Source organism: uncultured Streptococcus sp., from assembly GCF_963536705.1.
GTDB lineage: Bacteria > Bacillota > Bacilli > Lactobacillales > Streptococcaceae > Streptococcus.
The window spans coordinates 37,173-55,832 of the sequence record NZ_CAUTAP010000003.1 but is presented as its reverse complement, the minus strand read 5'-3'; the positions used below and the strand labels follow the sequence as shown (position 1 = coordinate 55,832).

At 44.0% G+C, this 18,660-nt stretch carries 22 protein-coding genes; all 22 read right to left on the bottom strand.

Features of this window, described 5'->3' with window-relative positions:
• Position 1 precedes the first annotated feature (1 nt).
• The 22 genes from RWX26_RS02665 to yqeH all read right to left on the bottom strand — a co-directional run bounded on the left by RWX26_RS02665 (position 2) and on the right by yqeH (position 18,658).
• Positions 2–406, bottom strand: a complete 405-nt coding sequence (locus tag RWX26_RS02665; protein ID WP_314578935.1) for a VOC family protein — start codon at positions 404–406, stop codon at positions 2–4.
• A gap of 56 nt (positions 407–462) precedes the next feature.
• Complete coding sequence (locus RWX26_RS02660; protein ID WP_314578932.1) at positions 463–1,266, bottom strand: AraC family transcriptional regulator; 804 nt, start codon at positions 1,264–1,266, stop codon at positions 463–465.
• Positions 1,267–1,505: 239 nt separating this feature from the next.
• Positions 1,506–1,814 (bottom strand): putative quinol monooxygenase, encoded by a 309-nt coding sequence (locus RWX26_RS02655; protein WP_314578930.1) that lies wholly within the window; start codon positions 1,812–1,814, stop codon positions 1,506–1,508.
• A gap of 15 nt (positions 1,815–1,829) precedes the next feature.
• Positions 1,830–2,816 carry a rhodanese-related sulfurtransferase gene (locus tag RWX26_RS02650; RefSeq protein WP_002915762.1) on the bottom strand — a complete coding sequence of 329 codons (987 nt, stop codon included), beginning with the start codon at positions 2,814–2,816 and terminating at the stop codon, positions 1,830–1,832.
• A 388-nt stretch (positions 2,817–3,204) separates the two neighbouring features.
• Complete coding sequence (gene fsa / locus RWX26_RS02645) at positions 3,205–3,849, bottom strand: fructose-6-phosphate aldolase (protein WP_002932437.1); 645 nt, start codon at positions 3,847–3,849, stop codon at positions 3,205–3,207.
• Between the two features lie 654 nt (positions 3,850–4,503).
• The gene (locus RWX26_RS02640; protein ID WP_002900998.1) at positions 4,504–5,046 is read right to left on the bottom strand and encodes an ECF-type riboflavin transporter substrate-binding protein; all 543 of its coding nucleotides are present in this window, start codon (positions 5,044–5,046) and stop codon (positions 4,504–4,506) included.
• A gap of 11 nt (positions 5,047–5,057) precedes the next feature.
• Positions 5,058–5,903, bottom strand: a complete 846-nt coding sequence (locus RWX26_RS02635) for an S-adenosyl-l-methionine hydroxide adenosyltransferase family protein (RefSeq protein ID WP_002932433.1) — start codon at positions 5,901–5,903, stop codon at positions 5,058–5,060.
• A 31-nt stretch (positions 5,904–5,934) separates the two neighbouring features.
• A complete protein-coding gene (locus RWX26_RS02630; RefSeq protein ID WP_314366927.1) occupies positions 5,935–6,528 on the bottom strand; it encodes an MptD family putative ECF transporter S component in 594 nt (197 codons plus the stop codon).
• A 16-nt stretch (positions 6,529–6,544) separates the two neighbouring features.
• The gene (locus RWX26_RS02625) at positions 6,545–7,927 is read right to left on the bottom strand and encodes a M20/M25/M40 family metallo-hydrolase (protein ID WP_314578926.1); all 1,383 of its coding nucleotides are present in this window, start codon (positions 7,925–7,927) and stop codon (positions 6,545–6,547) included.
• A gap of 115 nt (positions 7,928–8,042) precedes the next feature.
• Complete coding sequence (locus RWX26_RS02620; protein WP_314578924.1) at positions 8,043–8,870, bottom strand: amino acid ABC transporter substrate-binding protein; 828 nt, start codon at positions 8,868–8,870, stop codon at positions 8,043–8,045.
• A gap of 115 nt (positions 8,871–8,985) precedes the next feature.
• Positions 8,986–10,131, bottom strand: coding sequence for a M20 peptidase aminoacylase family protein (locus tag RWX26_RS02615; RefSeq protein WP_314578922.1), 1,146 nt, complete (start codon positions 10,129–10,131; stop codon positions 8,986–8,988).
• Positions 10,132–10,505: 374 nt separating this feature from the next.
• Positions 10,506–11,222 (bottom strand): YebC/PmpR family DNA-binding transcriptional regulator, encoded by a 717-nt coding sequence (locus tag RWX26_RS02605; RefSeq protein WP_002907099.1) that lies wholly within the window; start codon positions 11,220–11,222, stop codon positions 10,506–10,508.
• Positions 11,223–11,490: 268 nt separating this feature from the next.
• Positions 11,491–11,856 carry a hypothetical protein gene (locus RWX26_RS02600; protein ID WP_314579139.1) on the bottom strand — a complete coding sequence of 122 codons (366 nt, stop codon included), beginning with the start codon at positions 11,854–11,856 and terminating at the stop codon, positions 11,491–11,493.
• Positions 11,857–12,086: 230 nt separating this feature from the next.
• A complete protein-coding gene (locus RWX26_RS02595; protein ID WP_314578919.1) occupies positions 12,087–12,890 on the bottom strand; it encodes a DUF6612 family protein in 804 nt (267 codons plus the stop codon).
• Between the two features lie 200 nt (positions 12,891–13,090).
• Positions 13,091–14,191, bottom strand: coding sequence for a nucleotidyltransferase (locus RWX26_RS02590; protein WP_314578917.1), 1,101 nt, complete (start codon positions 14,189–14,191; stop codon positions 13,091–13,093).
• A 1-nt stretch (position 14,192) separates the two neighbouring features.
• Positions 14,193–14,927, bottom strand: coding sequence for a class I SAM-dependent methyltransferase (locus RWX26_RS02585; protein ID WP_314578914.1), 735 nt, complete (start codon positions 14,925–14,927; stop codon positions 14,193–14,195).
• Positions 14,928–15,001: 74 nt separating this feature from the next.
• Positions 15,002–15,367, bottom strand: coding sequence for a ribosome silencing factor (gene rsfS, locus RWX26_RS02580; protein ID WP_314578911.1), 366 nt, complete (start codon positions 15,365–15,367; stop codon positions 15,002–15,004).
• A 9-nt stretch (positions 15,368–15,376) separates the two neighbouring features.
• Positions 15,377–15,880 carry a cysteine hydrolase family protein gene (locus RWX26_RS02575; protein ID WP_314578908.1) on the bottom strand — a complete coding sequence of 168 codons (504 nt, stop codon included), beginning with the start codon at positions 15,878–15,880 and terminating at the stop codon, positions 15,377–15,379.
• A complete protein-coding gene (yqeK, locus tag RWX26_RS02570; protein ID WP_314578906.1) occupies positions 15,877–16,476 on the bottom strand; it encodes a bis(5'-nucleosyl)-tetraphosphatase (symmetrical) YqeK in 600 nt (199 codons plus the stop codon). The genes RWX26_RS02575 and yqeK overlap by 4 nt, the downstream gene beginning before the upstream one ends.
• Entirely contained in the window at positions 16,473–17,105 is a 633-nt protein-coding gene (locus RWX26_RS02565; RefSeq protein WP_168956034.1) for a nicotinate-nucleotide adenylyltransferase, read from the bottom strand. Before RWX26_RS02565 ends, yqeK begins: the two co-directional genes overlap by 4 nt.
• A gap of 28 nt (positions 17,106–17,133) precedes the next feature.
• The gene (gene yhbY / locus RWX26_RS02560; RefSeq protein WP_002896287.1) at positions 17,134–17,445 is read right to left on the bottom strand and encodes a ribosome assembly RNA-binding protein YhbY; all 312 of its coding nucleotides are present in this window, start codon (positions 17,443–17,445) and stop codon (positions 17,134–17,136) included.
• 106 nt (positions 17,446–17,551) lie between these two features.
• Positions 17,552–18,658, bottom strand: coding sequence for a ribosome biogenesis GTPase YqeH (yqeH, locus tag RWX26_RS02555; RefSeq protein ID WP_314578900.1), 1,107 nt, complete (start codon positions 18,656–18,658; stop codon positions 17,552–17,554).
• Between the last annotated feature and the right edge of the window lie 2 nt (positions 18,659–18,660).

The window sequence follows — 18,660 nt, the reverse complement described above, 5'->3', positions numbered from 1 at the left end:
CTCATTTCATCACATCCCAGCCGATACCAAAACGGTCAATCAAGCGGCCATAAAACTCTGCGAAAGCTTGTTCCTCTAAAGGATAGAGAATTTGCCCACCTTCAGCAAGCTTAGCAAAAAGCTCATCGGCTTCTTCTCTACTGCCTGGGCTCAGAACTAACCATTGATTGGGCTGATGATTGCTAGGAATAGATAGGTCGTTAAAAATGCCTACATCCTCACCATTCAGGGTTAAGTTCTCCGTATCTAAGGCAATCTTATCCCGTTTTTCTGCAGGAAGGTCTGCTGGATCCAGCATCTCACTGGCTCGGACAAGTCCCTTTATCTCTGTCTGAAAAAGATCTGCATAAAAACGAAAAGCTTCTTCGGCCTGACCATTAAAACTTAAAAACACGTCTAATTTCATTATCGTTCCTCCGATTTCTTATATCTGAGAATAAATCTCTAGTATCAGTTTATCAATTAGGATAAAAATTTTCTTATTCTCAATTGCGCTTGTTTGGCTAGGGAACGCATGATTAAAACTGGAAGATTAACTGTAATAGGTGGATCACTGGGTAAGGGCCTGCGCATGCTGATTTCTTCTTGATAGATGCTATCGCCTGAAAAAGTGAGAGGCTCATCGCTGCCCCAGCGAAAGTTATGCTTCAAGACATAGTTTTTAGTTAGACGTAAATCCTCCAGCAATTCACAGGCCAAAAGATAGTAGCGACCATCCGGTACATTTTCAAAAGTAAACTGTCTCTCCTGACTCAGTGCTACTCCGATAACCGGCTCTTCTTTGGGTATGCGGGTTTTAAAAAGCCCGACACAGCTAATGCGTGGTTCATACCCCTCAGGATAAGATAGCGCCACAGTCAGCCGATTGCCACTTTTACAGTCGGGATCCTGATGTAACAAAGCTCCCTTCTCATCCAGCTGTTTTACCATAAAATCATAAGCCTTGGTTGATTCCTGATAGTATTTTTTAGGCGAAAGTCCAGTATGCCGCTTAAAAGTATTGGAAAAACTGCCTAAACTATCATAACCAGCTTCCATAGAGGTCTCAGTCACATTTTGCCGGCCTTCTACAATCTCCTGAATCCCTTTTTCCATCTTAAGAGCTTCCATATATTGCTTGATAGAAAAGCCCATCTTTTTCTTGAAAGTTCTGGATAGATGGGAAGGGCTATAGTGGAAATGCTGAGCCAAATCGGTCAGACTCAGCTCTTCATCTGCATGCTGACGCAGATAGGCTGCCACTTCTTCCATGATAGCTTTAGACATAGACTTGCTCCTTTCCCATTTATTTAAGCTCATTATATCACATCAAAAAGAAAGGACAAAAAATCAAAACCTCATAAAGAAAACCAGAAAGCAAGTAACACTTCGCGAGATGTCCCAAGAATCGGAGGAAACAGTCTGCTTTCCCAAATCTCTATGTCACAAGATTTTTACCTGTAGATAAATGATAAAAAAACTTTAGACGCTTGAAACATCTAAAGTTTTTAGTTTTTCTTAGGAATTTAGAAACTTGCCTTACCATCAAAAATAGTCAGCTTATGCAAATTTTCCATGCCTGCAATAATGGGTCTAGCTTTTGCAATGAGATTTTGAAAAACTTCCAAGGTCAGACTGTCATTGTGAGCTTGCTCGCTCTCCCAAACTTCGTAAATATAGATGCTGTTGGGTTCATCTGCCTTCTCACCTAAGATATAGCAGAAACAAGTGTCAAGATTTTGCATTTCTTTGACAACTTCTTGCATGTAAGCAGTAAGTTCCTGTGCTTTCCCTTCTTTGGCTACTAATTTACCATAAACGCAAAATTTTTCCATTAGGATCTCTCCTTTTTACTGAGCTACCAATGTTTCCAAGCTTTCTCCAATCGCAGCCAAACGCTCCATCACTTCTGCCTGGCTCAGGCCGTTTTCAGCCACATATCGGTTGCGAGGGTGAACGCGGCATTCGTGAGAACAGCCACGGAGGTATTTATCTTCGTTTTCTTCTGAAGTCAGGATGCGACGGTTACACTCTGGATTGCCACAGTTGACATAGCGCTCGCAAGGAGTACCGTCAAACCAGTCTTTCCCAATCACAACTGGATCAACATGGTTGATATCAACGGAGATACGCTCATCAAAGACATACATCTTACCATCCCAAAGCTCACCTTGAACTTCTGGATCCTTACCGTAAGTCGCGATACCGCCATGAAGCTGACCGACATCCTTGTATCCTTCACGCACCATCCAGCCTGAGAATTTCTCACAGCGAACACCACCGGTACAGTAAACAACCACGCGCTTGTCCATGAACTTCTCTTTGTTATCACGAACCCATTGCGGCAATTCGCGGAAGTTGCGGATGTCTGGACGAATGGCCCCACGGAAGTGACCCAGATCGTACTCATAGTCGTTACGAGTGTCTAAGACAACAGTGTCTTCGTCCAAGAGAGCTTCCTTAAATTCCTTAGGTGATAGGTAAGCTCCTGTCGTCTCCAGCGGGTTGATATCATTATCAAAATCATTGTCTTCCAAGCCCAAGTGGACAATTTCTTTCTTGTAGCGAACAAACATTTTCTTGAAGGCTTGCTCATTTTCTTCGTCAATCTTGAACCAAAGGTCTTCCATGCCCGGAAGGCTGTGCACATAATCCATGTATTTTTGAGTGGTTTCATAATCACCAGAAACCGTTCCATTGATTCCCTCATCTGCTACCAAGATACGGCCTTTAAGACCGATAGATTTACAGAAAGCCAGATGATCAGCTGCAAATTTCTCAGCATTCTCAATCGGAACATATTTGTAGTAAAGTAGGACGCGAATATCTTTTGCCATAAGATTTCAACTCTCTTTTCTCTATAAAATTTTCTGAATTTTTTAATTCATCTATTTATTATAACGCGAGAAGAAAAGTTGGGCAAAATATTTGTTTGAAAAATAGCAGAGCTGGAAAGTTTAAATGAGAAGGACAACTTATCTCTCTTCTTCCAATTGATCCAAATACTTCTCAAAGCGCTTTTTCTGCCATTCCCTTATAGAATTTCAGAAGTAATTTCCACAGATTTAAACATCAAAAAGAGAAGACCAGTTTGGTCTTCTCCAAATCTTAGCTTATCCGCAACCTAGCTCTGGTGACAAAGAGCCAAAATCTTCTCAGTCGCTATGGACTGCTTAAAATATAGTCAGGGGCAGGGACTTCTATTTCCCATACCTACCCTAAAACTTATTTTTTAAATGCTTCCCAATCCTTCATAAATTGGGCTATTCCGTTTGTAGTCAGTGGATGCTGCGTCATTTTTTCAAATAAATTATCCGGAATGGTCGCAATGTGAGCACCAAGTTTTGCAACAGCTTCAACATGTGCTGAATTACGAATACTAGCTGCGATGATTTCAGCTTCAAAATCATAAATATCAATAATCGTGCGCAAATCTGCAATCAGTTGATAGGCATCTGTTCCGATATCTTCCAAACGTCCAACAAAAGGACTGATGAAAGTAGCTCCAGCTTTCATAGCCATGAGTCCTTGAGAAACTGTAAAAATCAAGGTAACATTCGTTTTAATTCCCTCTTTTGAAAGGACAGAGACAGCTTTTAAACCTTCCGTTGTCATTGGAATTTTGACAACAACATTATCAGCCCATTTAGCAATGTCCCGTGCTTCTGCAATCATTTCAGGTGCTGTCAAACCAGTAACCTCTGCACTAACAGGACCACTTACAATCTCACAAATTTCTTGAATAACCGTTTTAAAATCGCGGCCTTCACGTGAAATAATTGTTGGGTTAGTTGTTACACCATCCACAACCCCTAGTTCATTAATCGCTTTGATAGCCGCCACATCAGCTGTATCTAAGAAAAATTTCATACCATATGTCCTCCTAGGCTTCTTCATTTAAGCCTTTATTAAAAATAGCACTTGTCATTACAACAAGTAGAACAAAAACAACAATGGTCATCATGAAGGGCATCCAGCCAAACTGACCAATTTTACCTAAAATACACATTGGAATTCGATAATTCCTGAGCCTAAAAATTGAAACTGCTCTCTTTTACGAATCAAGAAGTGAAAAAATTGCAAGTCACAACTAACTCAACTGAAACCTTTTCTACCCATACCATATCTATATCTTAGAGGGCCAGACATCCAGCCGTCAGGGCAGCTGATTCTGCTCTATAGGCACAATCCTCAATAACACGTTGGAACTAGCTGAGTCACATAAGAACCAAAGAGACTTTTAACTATTCAAATCTTTGGTTGATCTTGATTCGTTGGCAACGAACTTACCGACTCCTATTCTCTATTATAGTAAAAATTTAAAGCGTTTTCAAAAAAAGACTAGAAAAATCTACAAAATTCAGATCAGCAAGAGCTGTTCTAAAATTCGCTCTTATTTTTTAGCTCGTCTAAATATATCGTCTTATATTGTCCAGTTCCTAGTTGACAACTCTATGATTCGCCACTAGCAAAAAAAGCCGCCCAGTCGTATAGGCAGCTATTCTTAGATAGAAACTACTATGATTAATCTTTTTTGAGACTTCCTGCGCGGGTGCGGGTGCGAGCGTAAGCAGTCAGCAAGACAGTTCCGATGACAGCTACTGTCGCAGAATTCACCAGAATTGCTACAATACTTTGAGCAATGACCTTATTGACCGGCTCACCAGATACAATCACGTCACCAATCGGGCCGATTAGCCAAGCGATTGCATTGGCTCCAAACTGAATCAAGTTAAAGCGGATAATATCCTTGACTTCAAATTTTCCTTCTTCCACTTGGAAGAATTTTCTAAAGAAGCCAACTAATAGACCGAAGACTCCGCTACCGGCAATCCAGAACCACCAAAGTCCGCCACCGCTCATAGCGTCTTTAATGGCGTGGCCAATGAAGCCCATCAAGAAACCAACGATTGGTCCAAAAATGACGCTAAAAAGAGCTTGCAGAGGGTATTGGAGCTGGATGCTGGTATTGGGTACAGGCGTTGGGATATTGATCATTCCGATGACCACGAATAGGGCTGCTCCAATTCCTGTTGCGACTACGTTTCTGATTGTATTATTTTTCATTTTCTTCTTCCTTAATTTTCAATTCTCTTGATTTCAATATGCCACTGGGCACCGACGCCAACATTGTAGGCCTTAGCAAAGGAACCTTGGTTAATCGCTAAGCCAACCCGATAGAGGGAGTTGATATAGAGGATAGGCTGGCCGATGCGGACATCCGCAAAGGACTTGCCATAGGTTACTTGGTTTTGATAAACCAGCATGTCATTGTTATAGATGGTAACCTCGAATCGGTCACCAAATTCTGGTTTTAAGGTGTAGAATTCCTCGCGGGTGATAGAGGTCCAGAGAGAGCCGAAGCGGACATCCAGGATATCAATAGCTCCGCTAACATAATTATCCGCAAGCGTGGTCTCTACTACCTGAATTTCGACAATGTCTTCGACCTTGAGCTCTGGCCCAACCTCTTCAAAGCTGATATGGCCGCTGGCCAGCTTAGCACCCGTATAGGCATAGACATCACGACCGTGGAAAGTGTAGGAATGCTCCGTATCCTTGCGACGATTTTCCACCTCAGAAATTTCCCGAATAGCCTCAATGCCGACATGCTTCTTGATGAAAGACAGGGTGCCGTTATCAGGCGTAACGATGTACTGACCTTTTTTAGTCTTGGCTACGACACTCTTACGCTTGGAGCCCACACCCGGATCCACTACTGACACAAAGGTCGTTCCTGCTGGCCAGTAATTAACTGTCTGAAAGAGGCGATAGCTTCCCTCAAAGATATTGTAAGGGGTGATATCGTGAGTCAGATGATGAATTTTCAGAGTGGGCGACTCTTCTAGCGCCACTCCGATCATGGCTGACACAGCTCCATCTACCAGACCAAAGTCCGACTGGAGCACGAGTAAATTGTTCATATTTTCTCCTTAGTTATATTTTCAATGGTATTTAGACCGAAGCTGACTTGGGAAGTCTCGCTTTAAGGATTTGCTTTCCTAACAGAGCTCCAAGTAAAGCGCCCAGTAAAATGCTGGCTACAAACCAGAGGACCAAGCTGGGTTCAGGCTTAAGCATGACCTGCTCGATGTAAGCCTGAGTCTTTCCTCTGGCAAGAAGACTAGCTTCATACTGCTTGGGTGCCAGCCACATTAGGAAAATAGGACCTGCTGTGCTAAAGCTGAAAACCATAAAAGCCAGCAAGCTTCTAACAGTCTTTTGATAGCCGCCTGACCGAGCTATAAGATCCGCTAAAACACCGCAAATCAAACCTGGTAGAAAAGCTCCAAAGCCATGTCGACTAAGCAGAAAGAAGAGACCTAGCAGACAGCCTAGGCCGCTGATTAGACCGAAGGTCTTTATTTTCTCAGTGTAGAAGATGAACAGAACTCCGCCAAAGAAAGCTGTAAAAGCTGGAGCGTAAAACATATTGCCTGAGCGGTCAAATAGAAGCCCAACCAAGACGCCTAAGATCATGGCTAGGAAATAAAAGAGGTAAAAGAAGCCAGCCTGCTTCAGTTTGTCTTTTCTTATAGAGTATAGCATAAGCCTTCCTTTCCCGCTAGTCAGCTCGACGATAACTGCCAATCAACTCCTGAATGAGCTCAATATGCGTATAATAATCAGCAATTTTCACATTCTCATCTCCGCCATGGTCTCGGCTATTAGCATTTCCAAGTCCGAAAGCTGCCATAGGAACCTCCAAGGCTGCATAGACCGTGTGCATCGGACCAGTTCCAGCTGAGGTCGGCAGAACAGAGATGCCCTCTTGGTAATAATCTTTAGCCAGTTCGATAAGATTGAGAATGGAAGGCGCACTCATGTCGCTGCGATAACTCATCTCTCCCAAGGTATAGGTCAGCTCAACCGCTGGATAGCCATTTTTATCCAGCTGCTGACAAATCTTGACCAAAACATCTTGTGGCTCCAGACCTGGCACCAGACGAACCTCCATCTTAGCCTGGGCATCTGAAGGCAAAATGGTTTTAACCCCTTGGCCTTGATAGCCTGATCCGAAACCTTCAATATTCAGCGAAGGTTCAAAGTAAAAGCGACGGAGAAATTCCTTACGTTCGTCCAGCAAAACTGGTAATTTTAAGCCATAGACTTGACTCAACTCTTCAGGAGTCCGCAGGGCATATTCCTCAATCAAGGCTAGTTCCCGTTCATTTGGCTCTTGAACCTGCTCATAGATTCCTTCAACTAAGATGCGGCCGTCTGGACTGCGCAAGCTGGATAAAGCATTGAGCAAATACCAGGAAGCGGAATTGATAACACCACCGAAGCTGGAATGAATGTCTACATCTGCACTTTTGACCGTCATGTCAAAGGTAACAATCCCCTTGTTACCGCCCGAGATTTCCAGCTGACCTAGGTTATTGCGGCTACCTTGCTCCCAAACCAACAAATCCGCTCCTCGCAGGCGTTTGCGATGCTTGGCCAGATATTTATCCAAGTCTGTCGAAGCAGACTCTTCTGCCCCTTCCATCATAAAAATGATATTTACAGGCAAATCGCCGTGCTCTCGAATATACTTGCGAACGGCTGTCAGACGAGCAGTAATGTGCCCCTTGTCATCATCCACTCCTCGCCCATACATAACTCCGTAATGAACTGACAATGTAAAAGGATCATTGGTCCAGGGCTGGTCATCGTCTGCCGGCACTGTATCATAGTGGTTGTAGAAAATAATAGTCTTAGCAGCAGGATTTGAAGAAAGAAACTCCGCCAAAATAAATGGAGCAGTATAGCTGTCGTCAATCATGACCTTGGCACCTGCAGCTGTAAAAATCTCTCCCAAATAGGTAGCTACTTCCTGCAGGCCAACCTGCTGGGCAAAGATTGATTTTTTAGAAATCAAGGTCCGCAGCACTTCAAAATAGTGCTGGGCTACCTCGTCGTTTTCAAATTTCTTGATTTGTTCAGTCTCAGTTGAGAAAGGCATGCGTTACTCCTATTAACAGCAGATAAAGGGCTGGGGAAATAAGCTTCCCCGCCCTTATCGTATTTCTTGTATCAAAGTCTAGTCAGCCAAATGCAGACCAACTTGATGAGATTTCTTACTTGATGTCTTTTGCATCTGGCAGGTAAGAGCCGCCAAAGAATTCTTGTGATAGTTTTTCAAGCGTACCATCCTCATAGAGTTCTTTGATTCGCTTGTTGACAAATTTTTGCAGGTCTTCCTGACCGCTAGCAATAATCGGATAGACATAAGGCTGCTGGTCGCTTGGAAGCTCAATCACTTCCAGATTATCCAAGCCTTGTTCTTTGATAATAGACTCTACAGTTATGCGCTCAAAAATCTTATAGTCCGTACGGCCGTCATTCAGATTGGCCAAGATTTGCTGAATGGTTCCGTCCGTATAATTGATTTTTGTCGGATTATCGCTATGCTCCTTGTTGTAGTCCTCTAGCTGCTGAGCTGTTGAAGTCCCCTGAACAACCTCGGTAGACTTGCCACCAATGTCATCCAGCGATTTGATTCCCTCACCCTTACGGACAACTAAAACTGTTGGATTTTTCGCATATGGACTAGCATAGAGATATTTGTCAGCTCGTTCTTCGGAATAGCTGATATTATTGGCACCGATCTGGTAGCGGTCACTGTCCAGACCTGAGAATATAGAAGCCCACTTGGTCTTATTGAAATTGACTTCATACTTGTCTGAATCCTTAAAAATAGCACGAAGGACTTCGATATCGTAACCAGTCAGTTTACCGTCTTTATCCTCGTATGAAAATGGTTTGGTCGTCCCCACTGTTCCGACTTCTACCTTTGTTTTTTCCGTTTTCTTCTCACTTGATGATGAGCAAGCCACCAAGGCACCAATGGCAAAGACACTGACGGCTGCTAGAGAGAAGTATTTCAAGGTTTTCTTCAGGTTCATATTTCGAATTCCTCCTAAAAAGTCTTTCTTTATCATATCAAATAAGAAGAAGCTTGACCATTATATATTTTTTATGGAGGTGATAGCTTTTCTTTATCAGCTCTGAGGCAGTCATTTACTCGACTTTCTGCCTGTAGTGCTGCAGGAGAAAGAGAGCACTTTCCACATAGTAAGGAACAGAAACTTTGAAGGCTTCGTCGTCAATGACCATGCTGTCATGATGGAGGTCAGGAGCATTTTCCGCACCATTTGAGCCGATAAAGGCAAAGACGCCTGGAAGCTTCTCCTGATAAAAGGCAAAATCTTCTCCAGCCGAGGATGGACTGGCAGGCAGGACCTCAGCCAGATTCTGTGAGTGCTCATAAAGCAGATCGGCCAATTCAGGATCATTATAGGTCACTGGCGGTGTATGGTCCCAAGAAATCCTGACCTGAGCTCCAAAATTCTCCGCTGTATTCTCTACAATTCGGATAAAGTCTTCCTTGAGACGCTGCTGCAAGGTCGGATTGAAGCTGCGAATGGTCCCTTCAAAAAAGCCCGACTGCGGCAGTACATTCCAAGTTGCCCCCGCTTCTATATGAGTTACAGACAAGACAGCTGCTTCAAAAGGAGACACTGTGCGGGCCACTAGAGGCTGCAGATTTTGAATCATACTAGTTAAGGTCAATACTGTATCAACACCCAAATCCGGTCTAGCCGCATGGCTGCTGACTCCTTCTACCTCCACTTTGAATTTCTCAACCCCAGCCATCATGGTTCCCGCTTTAAGTGCTAGCTGTCCCGCCTTAAGCTGGGGCATATTGTGAAAGCCGATAATAGCAGACACATCGTCCAACAGGCCAGTCGCAAGAACCTGGCTGGCTCCCTGAGAAGTTTCCTCAGCTGGCTGAAAAATCAAACGAACCGTTCCTCTCAAATCACCTTCCATAGCCTTGAGCAGCTCCGCTGCCCCCAAAAGGCTGGTCTGATGAAAATCATGGCCGCAAGCGTGCATGACGCCTGAATTCTGACTGACGTAGGGCAGACCAGTCCGCTCCAAAATGGGCAGAGCATCGATATCTGCTCTCAGGGCAATAATCGGCCTGCCAGATCCAACCTCGGCAACCAGGCCCGTTTTCAGATTGGATTCTAAAATCCTAATCTCCAAATCTTCCAGATAGCCTTTTAGAAAAGCCGTGGTCTCAAATTCCTGACCAGACAGCTCTGGATGCTGATGAAGATAATGCCGCGTTTGTATCAGTTTATCATAAAATTTTTTCATGGCAGACTCCTTTACTCGAATACACCTATCTATCATCCAGTATAGCACAAAGCAGGACGCGGAAACAAAAATAGAGAGCAAATAATCAATAATCAGCCCTCTAATTTTGTATTATGAGATATCGCCTTCAAAGGAGATGACAATGGATTCATAAGAAAAATCACGCTCCAAGACCCACTTTCCATCTGTCTTGACAAATTTCAGCTGATAATCTCGTTCTGGTTTGGAAGCAAGGCACAGGAAGCCAAGTGCTTCTCTTTAATAAGTTAATACTATGACTTTTGTACTTTACCATACTTGGCTGCACTGGTAAATACAGTTTGATACTTCTCATTACAGAAAAACCTGTAGCTCCAACTACAGGTCAAGTATCTTTAGAATCCATCTACATTCGTATAGATTTTTTGGACATCTTCGTCATCTTCTAAAACGCTATAAAGTTTTTCAAAGGTTTCGAGGTCTTCACCAGTCAACTCTACTTCAGACTGAGGAATCATTTCAAGCTCAGTTACTTGGAATTCCTGGATGCCAGATTCACGCAGAGCCACGATGGCCTTGTGAAGGTCGGTTGGCGCTGTATAGACAGTGATGCTTCCTTCTTCTGCTTCAACATCATCAACATCCACATCCGCTTCCAGCAGCTGTTCAAAGACGCTGTCAGCGTCGTCACCCGCAAAGACAATCACACCTTTATTATCAAATAAATAGGCTACAGAGCCGCTAGCTCCCATATTGCCGCCATTTTTACCAAAAGCAGCACGGACATTGGCTGCAGTCCGATTGACATTTGAAGTCAGAGTATCGACAATCAGCATAGAACCGTTTGGCCCAAATCCTTCATAGCGGCCTTCAGTAAAGGTTTCGTCAGTGTTTCCTTTTGCCTTATCGATGGCCTTGTCAATGACATGCTTCGGCACCTGAGCCTGCTTAGCTCGGTCAATAACGAATTTCAAAGCTGTGTTAGACTCTGGATCTGGATCACCTTTTTTAGCTGCTACATAGATTTCCACACCAAATTTAGCATATACTTTTGAGTTTGCGCCATCTTTGGCCGTTTTCTTTGCCACAATATTGGCCCATTTACGTCCCATTGGAGATTCTCCTTTTGATAAATTACATTTTTAATCTTTCTTATTATAACACAGGGAATCAGAAAAATCACTAAGAAAAAATGATTGTTGATGGAAGAATCAGCTTGATTTCTTTAACTTCTGCTGGGCTGAAATCGAGACAAAATTGATTTCAGTTTTCGATTCCATAAAAAATCCAGTCGCTAAAAGAGCAACTGGACGGTACATTCTATTTCCTGAAACTGGCAGGTCTGTCATAGCGGAACTTTATCAAAATCCATTAAAAATATCACTGATAATTTTTCACAATAGGCAAATCCGGTTTGCATCTGCTTAAGCAGGCAAAGACATCTTCTATTCGCCCATCTAAAAAAGTAACATCTACTCGAACGGACTTGCCATGATAAGGCTTGACATATAGGTAGTCTCTCCGATAGTACCTGACTCCCAGTCGAAAAGAAGCCTGCCCATCAGAAGTTCTTCCCCAAGCCGGCCGGTAAAAGACACTTTCCAGCTGACTCCAAGCAAAGCTATGCTCTTTCAAGAAAGCACCTCGCACGGTCAAGCCCCATTCTGTTCCCGCAAGAACAAAGCACTTTTTACTCAGCTTGCGTCCAGCATGAACTATTGCAAAGATTTCGACTACAGCAGCCATGAAAAAAGCAAGTATAAAAGGCAAACTGAACGAGCGTATTCCTGCTTCAGGCATGGCCTTTTCGAAAGAAAATAGTATAAAGTAAGCTAAAGTTCCGAAAATAGTACTTAAGGCTAAAAAGACAGAGGCTAAGATTACTATGGTCAAATAGAGTCCTCTACGGTAGCGAAAAGCAAACAATAAAGGCATGACTTTTCCTTTCTTTCTCAGCTAATAGTTCCGCTTATGCTTTACTGAGGCGCCTTAAACTCATCTTCCTCTACATTATTCCAGTCAGAATATTGAGTATCTGTTTGAACATCCAAACTGCCTTCTTCACCTTTATAAGATAGACCTAGCTTAAAGTCTTTTAAGAATAAGGTCTTTTTATCCAAGCGTACTTCTAACTTCTTATCCATATCTGCCTGAGTAACACCTGTTAGCTCTAGTTTGAATTCTTCACCAAAGAGCCCCAGTAAATCAGCATTTTTACTACTTAATTTAAAGATATATTCATCACCGCTTTCCTTTACAGTGACATCATCAGCCATTTGATAAAAGCCATCCATGAGTTTGAAATAATCGGGCTGTACATAATAATCCGCCCCGCTTTCCATTTCTTGCTTAGACCATGTTCCGTTTTTAGAAGAACGAGTATACAAAAGTTTATCCTGTCCGCCTGGCATAATCGCTTCTTGATAACTCTCCTGACCGCTCTCTTTTCCATCTATTACTAAATGTCCCTTGGCCAATTCATCAGTGCTTTTATCATAGAGAAGGTCTCCGCTCATCGTTTGAGTTTTATTGGAACCATCTACAGTGATAGATAGTTTTACCTTCATTTTCATTGAAGTTAGATCTTCATTCGCAGTTTCTGCTTTCTCCAAGAGTTCTTCGATATCGTCAGAAGAAGTATTCTTTTGGCTCTCACGAGAGCTATTCTCAGTCCCACCCTGATTCTTTTGAGAATGCTTCTGCCCAATCAAGCTACAAGCCCCTAAGCTAAGCGTCAGTATAGCTGTAAGGGCCATAAAGGTAATCTTTTTGAATTTCATGAGTCTTCCTCCTTTGAGACATGGATAGGAAAGATAATCATTCAATCAAGCTCAGCAATGTTTTATTGACCGAATGTTAGCTTTCATACCTAAAGTCAAACCACTAAAAAGCAAATCATGCTCCTTAGTGAAAACAAGTTTATTTGTTTATTATACCATTTTTTATTTACTGCCGCAAACAAAGCAAAAAGGCTGAACATTCAGCCTTGCTTGTCTTTCATAATCGGAACCCGTCCAAAATTCTGTTCCTTAAGTGCAGGATTGCCTAGTCGATAGACTTTGTCAGCCTGCTGGGTCACACTGTCCCATGGCTCCTTGCCGATACGGCTGACCAATTCAACCCTATCTTTCAGGCTGGACAAATGCCGGCGCCCTTGCTCGGAAAAGCCTAAGATATGTATGCCAGACGGAATCTCTTCTTGTCTAGCTCCGACTAGGATATAGGTCAGCAGACGCCGGACCCGAGCCTTTGTATAGCGCTTGGTCGCCACCTGCTCGACCAACTCTTCTATGGTCTCACTGCTTTTCAAGGCCTCTCTTATCCTAACGGCCAATTCCTGATTGACCTGATAAAAATCTGTCAAATCCGGACTTGTCATTATCTGGTAACGAAGGTAAGGAAAGAGGTCCGACCAGGTCACCTTGGGAGCCGTTTCAAGCAAATGATGGGCTGGGGTGAATTTTTTGAGAAAGTCCGGCTGATCAAGATTCTGACGAAGGGCAGTTGCGGAAGCAAATTCCTGATCAGCTGATAAAGAATGATAGCCAGCTCCCTGACGTTGAATCGGACACAGCTTTATAGTCTTTCCCGCCACGGCCTTGGCATAAGCCAAGCCTAAGATATGATTGGGAGTAGAGCCTGAAAAATTGAGCCCTGCAAACTCCTGCCACATGGCCTGAGTCTTCTGGGGATAGGATAGGGAATCAGGCAGGCCAGCCAGATAAGCCTCCATCTGCTCTGCCTTTTGACCATAGACCCTAGAAATACTCTCATAATCCAGCACTTCCTCGGTCCCAAAAGTTAGCTGTTCGATGCCCAGTCTCTCTAAGATGTCTACTGCGCCCTTAGCGAAAAAGTCTGCCGCCTGAACGCTGACCAAGAAAGGCAGCTCAAGGACCAGATCCGCTCCAGCTTCCAAAGCCATCTGAGCCCGAGTCCACTTGTCCACGATAGCCGGCTCCCCCCGCTGAACAAAATTGCCACTCATAGCAATGATTTTCAGCCCAGAAGCCTGCTCCAGCAGATATTTATGCCCATTATGAAAAGGATTAAACTCTGCGATAATACCGGTAACTGTCATCTCATTTCTCCGCCACAAAGAACCAGCGAGCGCTCTTGTCAGTTGGCTCCTTGTCCTCAAAGTCCGCATAAACCTTGACATTCTTAAAGCCAGCCTGCTCCAGCAAGATATCATAGGTCAGAATCTCATAGGTCCGCTCCTCATGCACCTCATCATGGCGCGTGAAGCGCCCATCCTCCTCTTGAACAAAGAAGGTCAGCTCATGCACGATGGAATGAGGCGGTTCGTCCGCATAGGAATCCCAGACCATGGCAAAGGTTTCAGCATTTTCATGATAAGAATAGCCTGGAAAAACCTCGTCAATCTGGTAAATTGAGTGTACATCGAAGATAAAACGTCCGCCCTCATTTAGATGCTGGTAGACTTGGGTGAAAACCTGACCGACATCCACTTCGTCCTCCATATAGCAAATCGAGTCCGAATAACAAGTCACCAAATCAAACTGACTGACGCCACTCAAATCCAGCATATTGCCCTGGATAAAGGGAATGTCCAAACCGGCCTCTCTGCTACGCTTTTCTGCCAAATCCAGCATTTCCTGACTAAGGTCCAACCCCGTCACATCAAAACCAGCCTGCTTAAAATAAATAGACTGAATGCCCGTTCCACAGGCCAGCTCCAGCAGCTTTTTCTTATCCTTGGGAAAATGACGCAGGCTGAAATCCGTCCACTTCTCATACAAAGAATCATCCATAATCGCATCGTAAACCGACGCGAAGGTTTCATAAGTTGCCATACTTTTCCTTTCAAAAATAGCCCAGCCAGCAGGCTGACTGAGCTAAATTCTGCTTTCTGCCTAAGGGCAAAAAATCACTTGTTTTTTTCTTCCAATAAGGCCGCAACATCCACACCAGTTGCTTCGTGCCAGAGTTTTTCAAGATTATAGTGCGCCCGCATTTCCTCAGAAAAGACATGGACAACCACACCTCCCAAGTCTAAGAGAACCCAACCACCAGCTGCGTCTCCCTCAACATGGTTAGCAGAAACACCAGCCGTAGCAGCTTTCTCACGGATATTTTCAGCTACTGCATCCAGCTGACGGCTGTTCATCGAGCTGACGATGACAAAGTAATCTGTCACCGTAGTCAGACCTTGCAAGTCCAAAGCCACAATATCTTCTGCACGCTTTTCATCGGCCGCCTTCACGACCAGTTCCAATAATTCTTGTTCTTTCATAGTTCCTCTTTAATTAAAAATGTTTTTGTAGTCTAGAACATCCGCAAAACGTCCGTCCCAAATTTTTTGGTAAAAAGTATTTATTTTTTCTGCCGAAGCGTCTTCTCCATCAAAAGTTGTAAAAGCACCTTCTGGAATGATAAGTTTATAATCAAATTCAAATCCAACTTTAACTGATGCATCTACACAATATTCCGTCTGCATTCCACATAAAACTAGACGACCAATATCTTCTTTATCCAAGTAATCCTTCAAATCTGTCTCTTTAAATATACTATTATACTTCTTCTGAAAGACTTTTTCGTCTGATTTTCGATTCAAGAGAGGAGACAGCTGCCAATCTTCCAATGCACTATCTTCTGGATTTTCAATATGCTGAATATAGATAATTTCGGCACCTTTACTCCTAGCCTGATGCTGCAGAAAGGAAATTTTATCCATCATTTTATCAGACTGAAAACCTGTCTCCACTAAGATATTTTGCACATCTATAATGATTAGAGCTGTTTTCATTCTTCTATTTCCTTCAAATATCCTACAAAGGCATTGTAAGTCTCCAAGGTCTGCGGATAGATGGGCATTCCTTTGTGAGCTAAATGCTCCACGGTCCTTGCTGTTTCATAGGCCACAGCCTGATTGAGCGACCGTTGAGCCAGCTCTCTAGCCTTATCCACTCCCGGAAAGTCCCGATTGTGCTCAATGTAGTCAGCTACGTAGACCACCTTGTCCAGCTCAGACATGGTATCACTGCCCACTGTATGAATCTCGATGGCTCTCAGAATATCAGCGTCTTTCACACCTAAATCTTCCTGAATCTTGTAAATGCCCACCATGCCATGCCAGACATTCTTGCCCCAGTTTTTCAGGTCAGGATCCAGCTGGTATTTGTCAATCAAGGCCAGAAAATCCTCATCCGAGACCTTTTTCGCATAGTCGTGCAGGAGTCCTGCCAGACCCGCTTTTTCGACGTCAAGACCGAAGCGCTCTGCTAATTCACGGGCAGCCTTTTCCACACCCAGACAATGCCGCAGGCGCTTCTCGGGCATGACTGTTTCAATCTTAGCCAGCAAGGCCTCACGGCCCATACTGATATAGCTTTCATAGGTCATAGATAAAGCCCCTCTTTCTCGATGTAGTCTAAGACTGGCTGAGGCAGCAGGAAATTAGGAGTCCGTCCCTGAGCCAGAAAATCCCGCACCATACTGGAGGAAATATCCATAAGGGGTACATCCACCCAGATAACAGGGTAAGAAGTCCCCGCCTTGTAGCGCGGCCGCTGAACACCAACAAACTGAACCAGCTCAACCAGCTCATCAATCCGGTACCACTTGGGCAGGTAGTCCACCATATCCGCACCGATAATAAAGTAATAGTCCGTATCTGGATGCTGCTCTGTCAGGAGCTTCATGGTGTCGTAGGTATAGGAAATCCCCTTGCGCTCCAGCTCAATGGTTTCAATTCCTAGGCCTTCAATACCCTCAATAGCCAGCTCCAACATTTTCAGCCGATGCCTTTCATCGATGGTTTCTTTCTTGTCCACATGAGGCGGCTCATACTCTGGCATGAGTAGGACCTGATCCAAGCCTAACTGTTGCCGGACCTGATCCGCCACGACCAAATGAGCATTGTGGACTGGATTGAAATTCCCGCCTAGTATGCCAATCTGCTTGCGTTTTTTATCTTTAACTTCTGGTTCTAATTCCACCTTGGTAAAGGGGGTTAGTAATTCAATAGCCATAGGCTGACATCTCCACAGAAATTTTTCCTTAAATTTGCTTGACTTTGACAGAGAGTTTGCGATTTTCCTTTTTGCTGGACTGCTTGTAGAGGATTAAGATCCGGCCAATCTTCTGCACTGTATCCACTCCGATTTCCTCTTCCAGAATCTCAGCGACCTCGTGGATATTTTCATCCGTATTCTGCAAGAGCGTAACCTTGATCAGTTCTCGTGCGTCCAGTGCCTGACGGACGCTGGTTTTGATTTGGTCATTAAGTCCATTTTTCCCAATCTGAATGATAGGCTTGAGACTATGTGCCTGACTGTTGAGAAAGGCGCGTTGTTTTGATGTTAGTGTCATGTTCTTCTATAAGGTATGAGACAGTTGGGACCTGCTTTTTCCCCACTGTTCATAGCCTTTTCCTTCCTTATTTTAAGGGGAGTTATTCCCCTTGGTTTCTTGAGTATTAAATAATAGCTTTCCGAGTGACAACCGCCACACCCTCTGGCGCCCAGCCAGCTACTCGGGCAGGTCCACTGACGCGAATCCAGCCCAAACCTGAGAAGACGATATCCGTCTTGTCCTTGATGGTAAATTCATGCTTGACCAAAGCTGGAAATTCTTCCTTTTCCTTGCCAACCGGCGGAACTAAGAGACTGCCGACATGCTTGTCATAAAAATCGCTGGCACCTTCCAACTTGGTCCGGTGAAGCTTGAGCTCATTGTCAAAATAAGCCGTGAATCCCTGCTTGTCACCTGCCACAAAGTCAAAGCGGCCTAGGCCACCCAAAAAGAGGGTTTGATTTGGATTAAGCTGGTAGGTTTTGGGCTTGATTTCCTTTTTGGGACTGATGTATTTGAGATTCTTAGCAGTAAGATAGTGAGCCATCTGATGACGATGGATAATGCCCGGCGTATCATAGATATGACTGCCATCCGCCAAAGGAATCTCGATTTTATCCAGAGTTGTTCCCGGGAAGCGTGAAGTCGTAATAATATCCTTATCGCCCGTGATTTCCTGAATAATGGCGTTAATCAAAGTAGACTTGCCCACATTGGTCACGCCGACCACATAAACGTCACGTCCCTTGCGGCAATACTCAATCTTGTCAATCAAGTCCTTGATGGCCTGCTTGTTCTGAGCAGAAATCAATACCACATCGACTGGACGCAGGCCTTCTTCGTGAGCCCGCTCCGTCAGCCACTGGGTCACCTTGCTATCCTTGACCGACTTAGGCAGAATGTCCTTTTTATTCCCGACCAAGAGCACATCATTTCCGGCTACAAAGCGAGGCAGACCGGGAATGACCGAGCCATTAAAGTCAAAAATATCGACAACATTGACGACCAAGGCATCGCTATCTCCAACCTCATGCAGAAGCCGCAGAAAGTCATCATCCGTCAGCTGGACATCGCTGATTTCATTATAATGGCGCAAGCGGAAACAGCGCTGGCAATAGAGTTCGCCTGTCTCCAAGCCTTTTTCTAGAGCTGACTGAGGCGTGTAACCCAGCTTGCCCTTATCTTCTGTCTGAATAGTAGCTCCGCAGCCGATACAGAGAAGTTCTTCCATGC

Bases quoted from the DNA above. Each gene is read 5' to 3' on its own strand.
- RWX26_RS02665 (WP_314578935.1), bottom strand. From the start codon at position 406: ATGAAATTAGACGTGTTTTTAAGTTTTAATGGTCAGGCCGAAGAAGCT.
- RWX26_RS02660 (WP_314578932.1), bottom strand. From the start codon at position 1,266: ATGTCTAAAGCTATCATGGAAGAAGTGGCAGCCTATCTGCGTCAGCAT.
- RWX26_RS02655 (WP_314578930.1), bottom strand. From the start codon at position 1,814: ATGGAAAAATTTTGCGTTTATGGTAAATTAGTAGCCAAAGAAGGGAAA.
- RWX26_RS02650 (WP_002915762.1), bottom strand. From the start codon at position 2,816: ATGGCAAAAGATATTCGCGTCCTACTTTACTACAAATATGTTCCGATT.
- fsa (WP_002932437.1), bottom strand. From the start codon at position 3,849: ATGAAATTTTTCTTAGATACAGCTGATGTGGCGGCTATCAAAGCGATT.
- RWX26_RS02640 (WP_002900998.1), bottom strand. From the start codon at position 5,046: ATGAAAAATAATACAATCAGAAACGTAGTCGCAACAGGAATTGGAGCA.
- RWX26_RS02635 (WP_002932433.1), bottom strand. From the start codon at position 5,903: ATGAACAATTTACTCGTGCTCCAGTCGGACTTTGGTCTGGTAGATGGA.
- RWX26_RS02630 (WP_314366927.1), bottom strand. From the start codon at position 6,528: ATGCTATACTCTATAAGAAAAGACAAACTGAAGCAGGCTGGCTTCTTT.
- RWX26_RS02625 (WP_314578926.1), bottom strand. From the start codon at position 7,927: ATGCCTTTCTCAACTGAGACTGAACAAATCAAGAAATTTGAAAACGAC.
- RWX26_RS02620 (WP_314578924.1), bottom strand. From the start codon at position 8,870: ATGAACCTGAAGAAAACCTTGAAATACTTCTCTCTAGCAGCCGTCAGT.
- RWX26_RS02615 (WP_314578922.1), bottom strand. From the start codon at position 10,131: ATGAAAAAATTTTATGATAAACTGATACAAACGCGGCATTATCTTCAT.
- RWX26_RS02605 (WP_002907099.1), bottom strand. From the start codon at position 11,222: ATGGGACGTAAATGGGCCAATATTGTGGCAAAGAAAACGGCCAAAGAT.
- RWX26_RS02600 (WP_314579139.1), bottom strand. From the start codon at position 11,856: ATGGCTGCTGTAGTCGAAATCTTTGCAATAGTTCATGCTGGACGCAAG.
- RWX26_RS02595 (WP_314578919.1), bottom strand. From the start codon at position 12,890: ATGAAATTCAAAAAGATTACCTTTATGGCCCTTACAGCTATACTGACG.
- RWX26_RS02590 (WP_314578917.1), bottom strand. From the start codon at position 14,191: ATGACAGTTACCGGTATTATCGCAGAGTTTAATCCTTTTCATAATGGG.
- RWX26_RS02585 (WP_314578914.1), bottom strand. From the start codon at position 14,927: ATGGCAACTTATGAAACCTTCGCGTCGGTTTACGATGCGATTATGGAT.
- rsfS (WP_314578911.1), bottom strand. From the start codon at position 15,367: ATGAAAGAACAAGAATTATTGGAACTGGTCGTGAAGGCGGCCGATGAA.
- RWX26_RS02575 (WP_314578908.1), bottom strand. From the start codon at position 15,880: ATGAAAACAGCTCTAATCATTATAGATGTGCAAAATATCTTAGTGGAG.
- yqeK (WP_314578906.1), bottom strand. From the start codon at position 16,476: ATGACCTATGAAAGCTATATCAGTATGGGCCGTGAGGCCTTGCTGGCT.
- RWX26_RS02565 (WP_168956034.1), bottom strand. From the start codon at position 17,105: ATGGCTATTGAATTACTAACCCCCTTTACCAAGGTGGAATTAGAACCA.
- yhbY (WP_002896287.1), bottom strand. From the start codon at position 17,445: ATGACACTAACATCAAAACAACGCGCCTTTCTCAACAGTCAGGCACAT.
- yqeH (WP_314578900.1), bottom strand. From the start codon at position 18,658: ATGGAAGAACTTCTCTGTATCGGCTGCGGAGCTACTATTCAGACAGAA.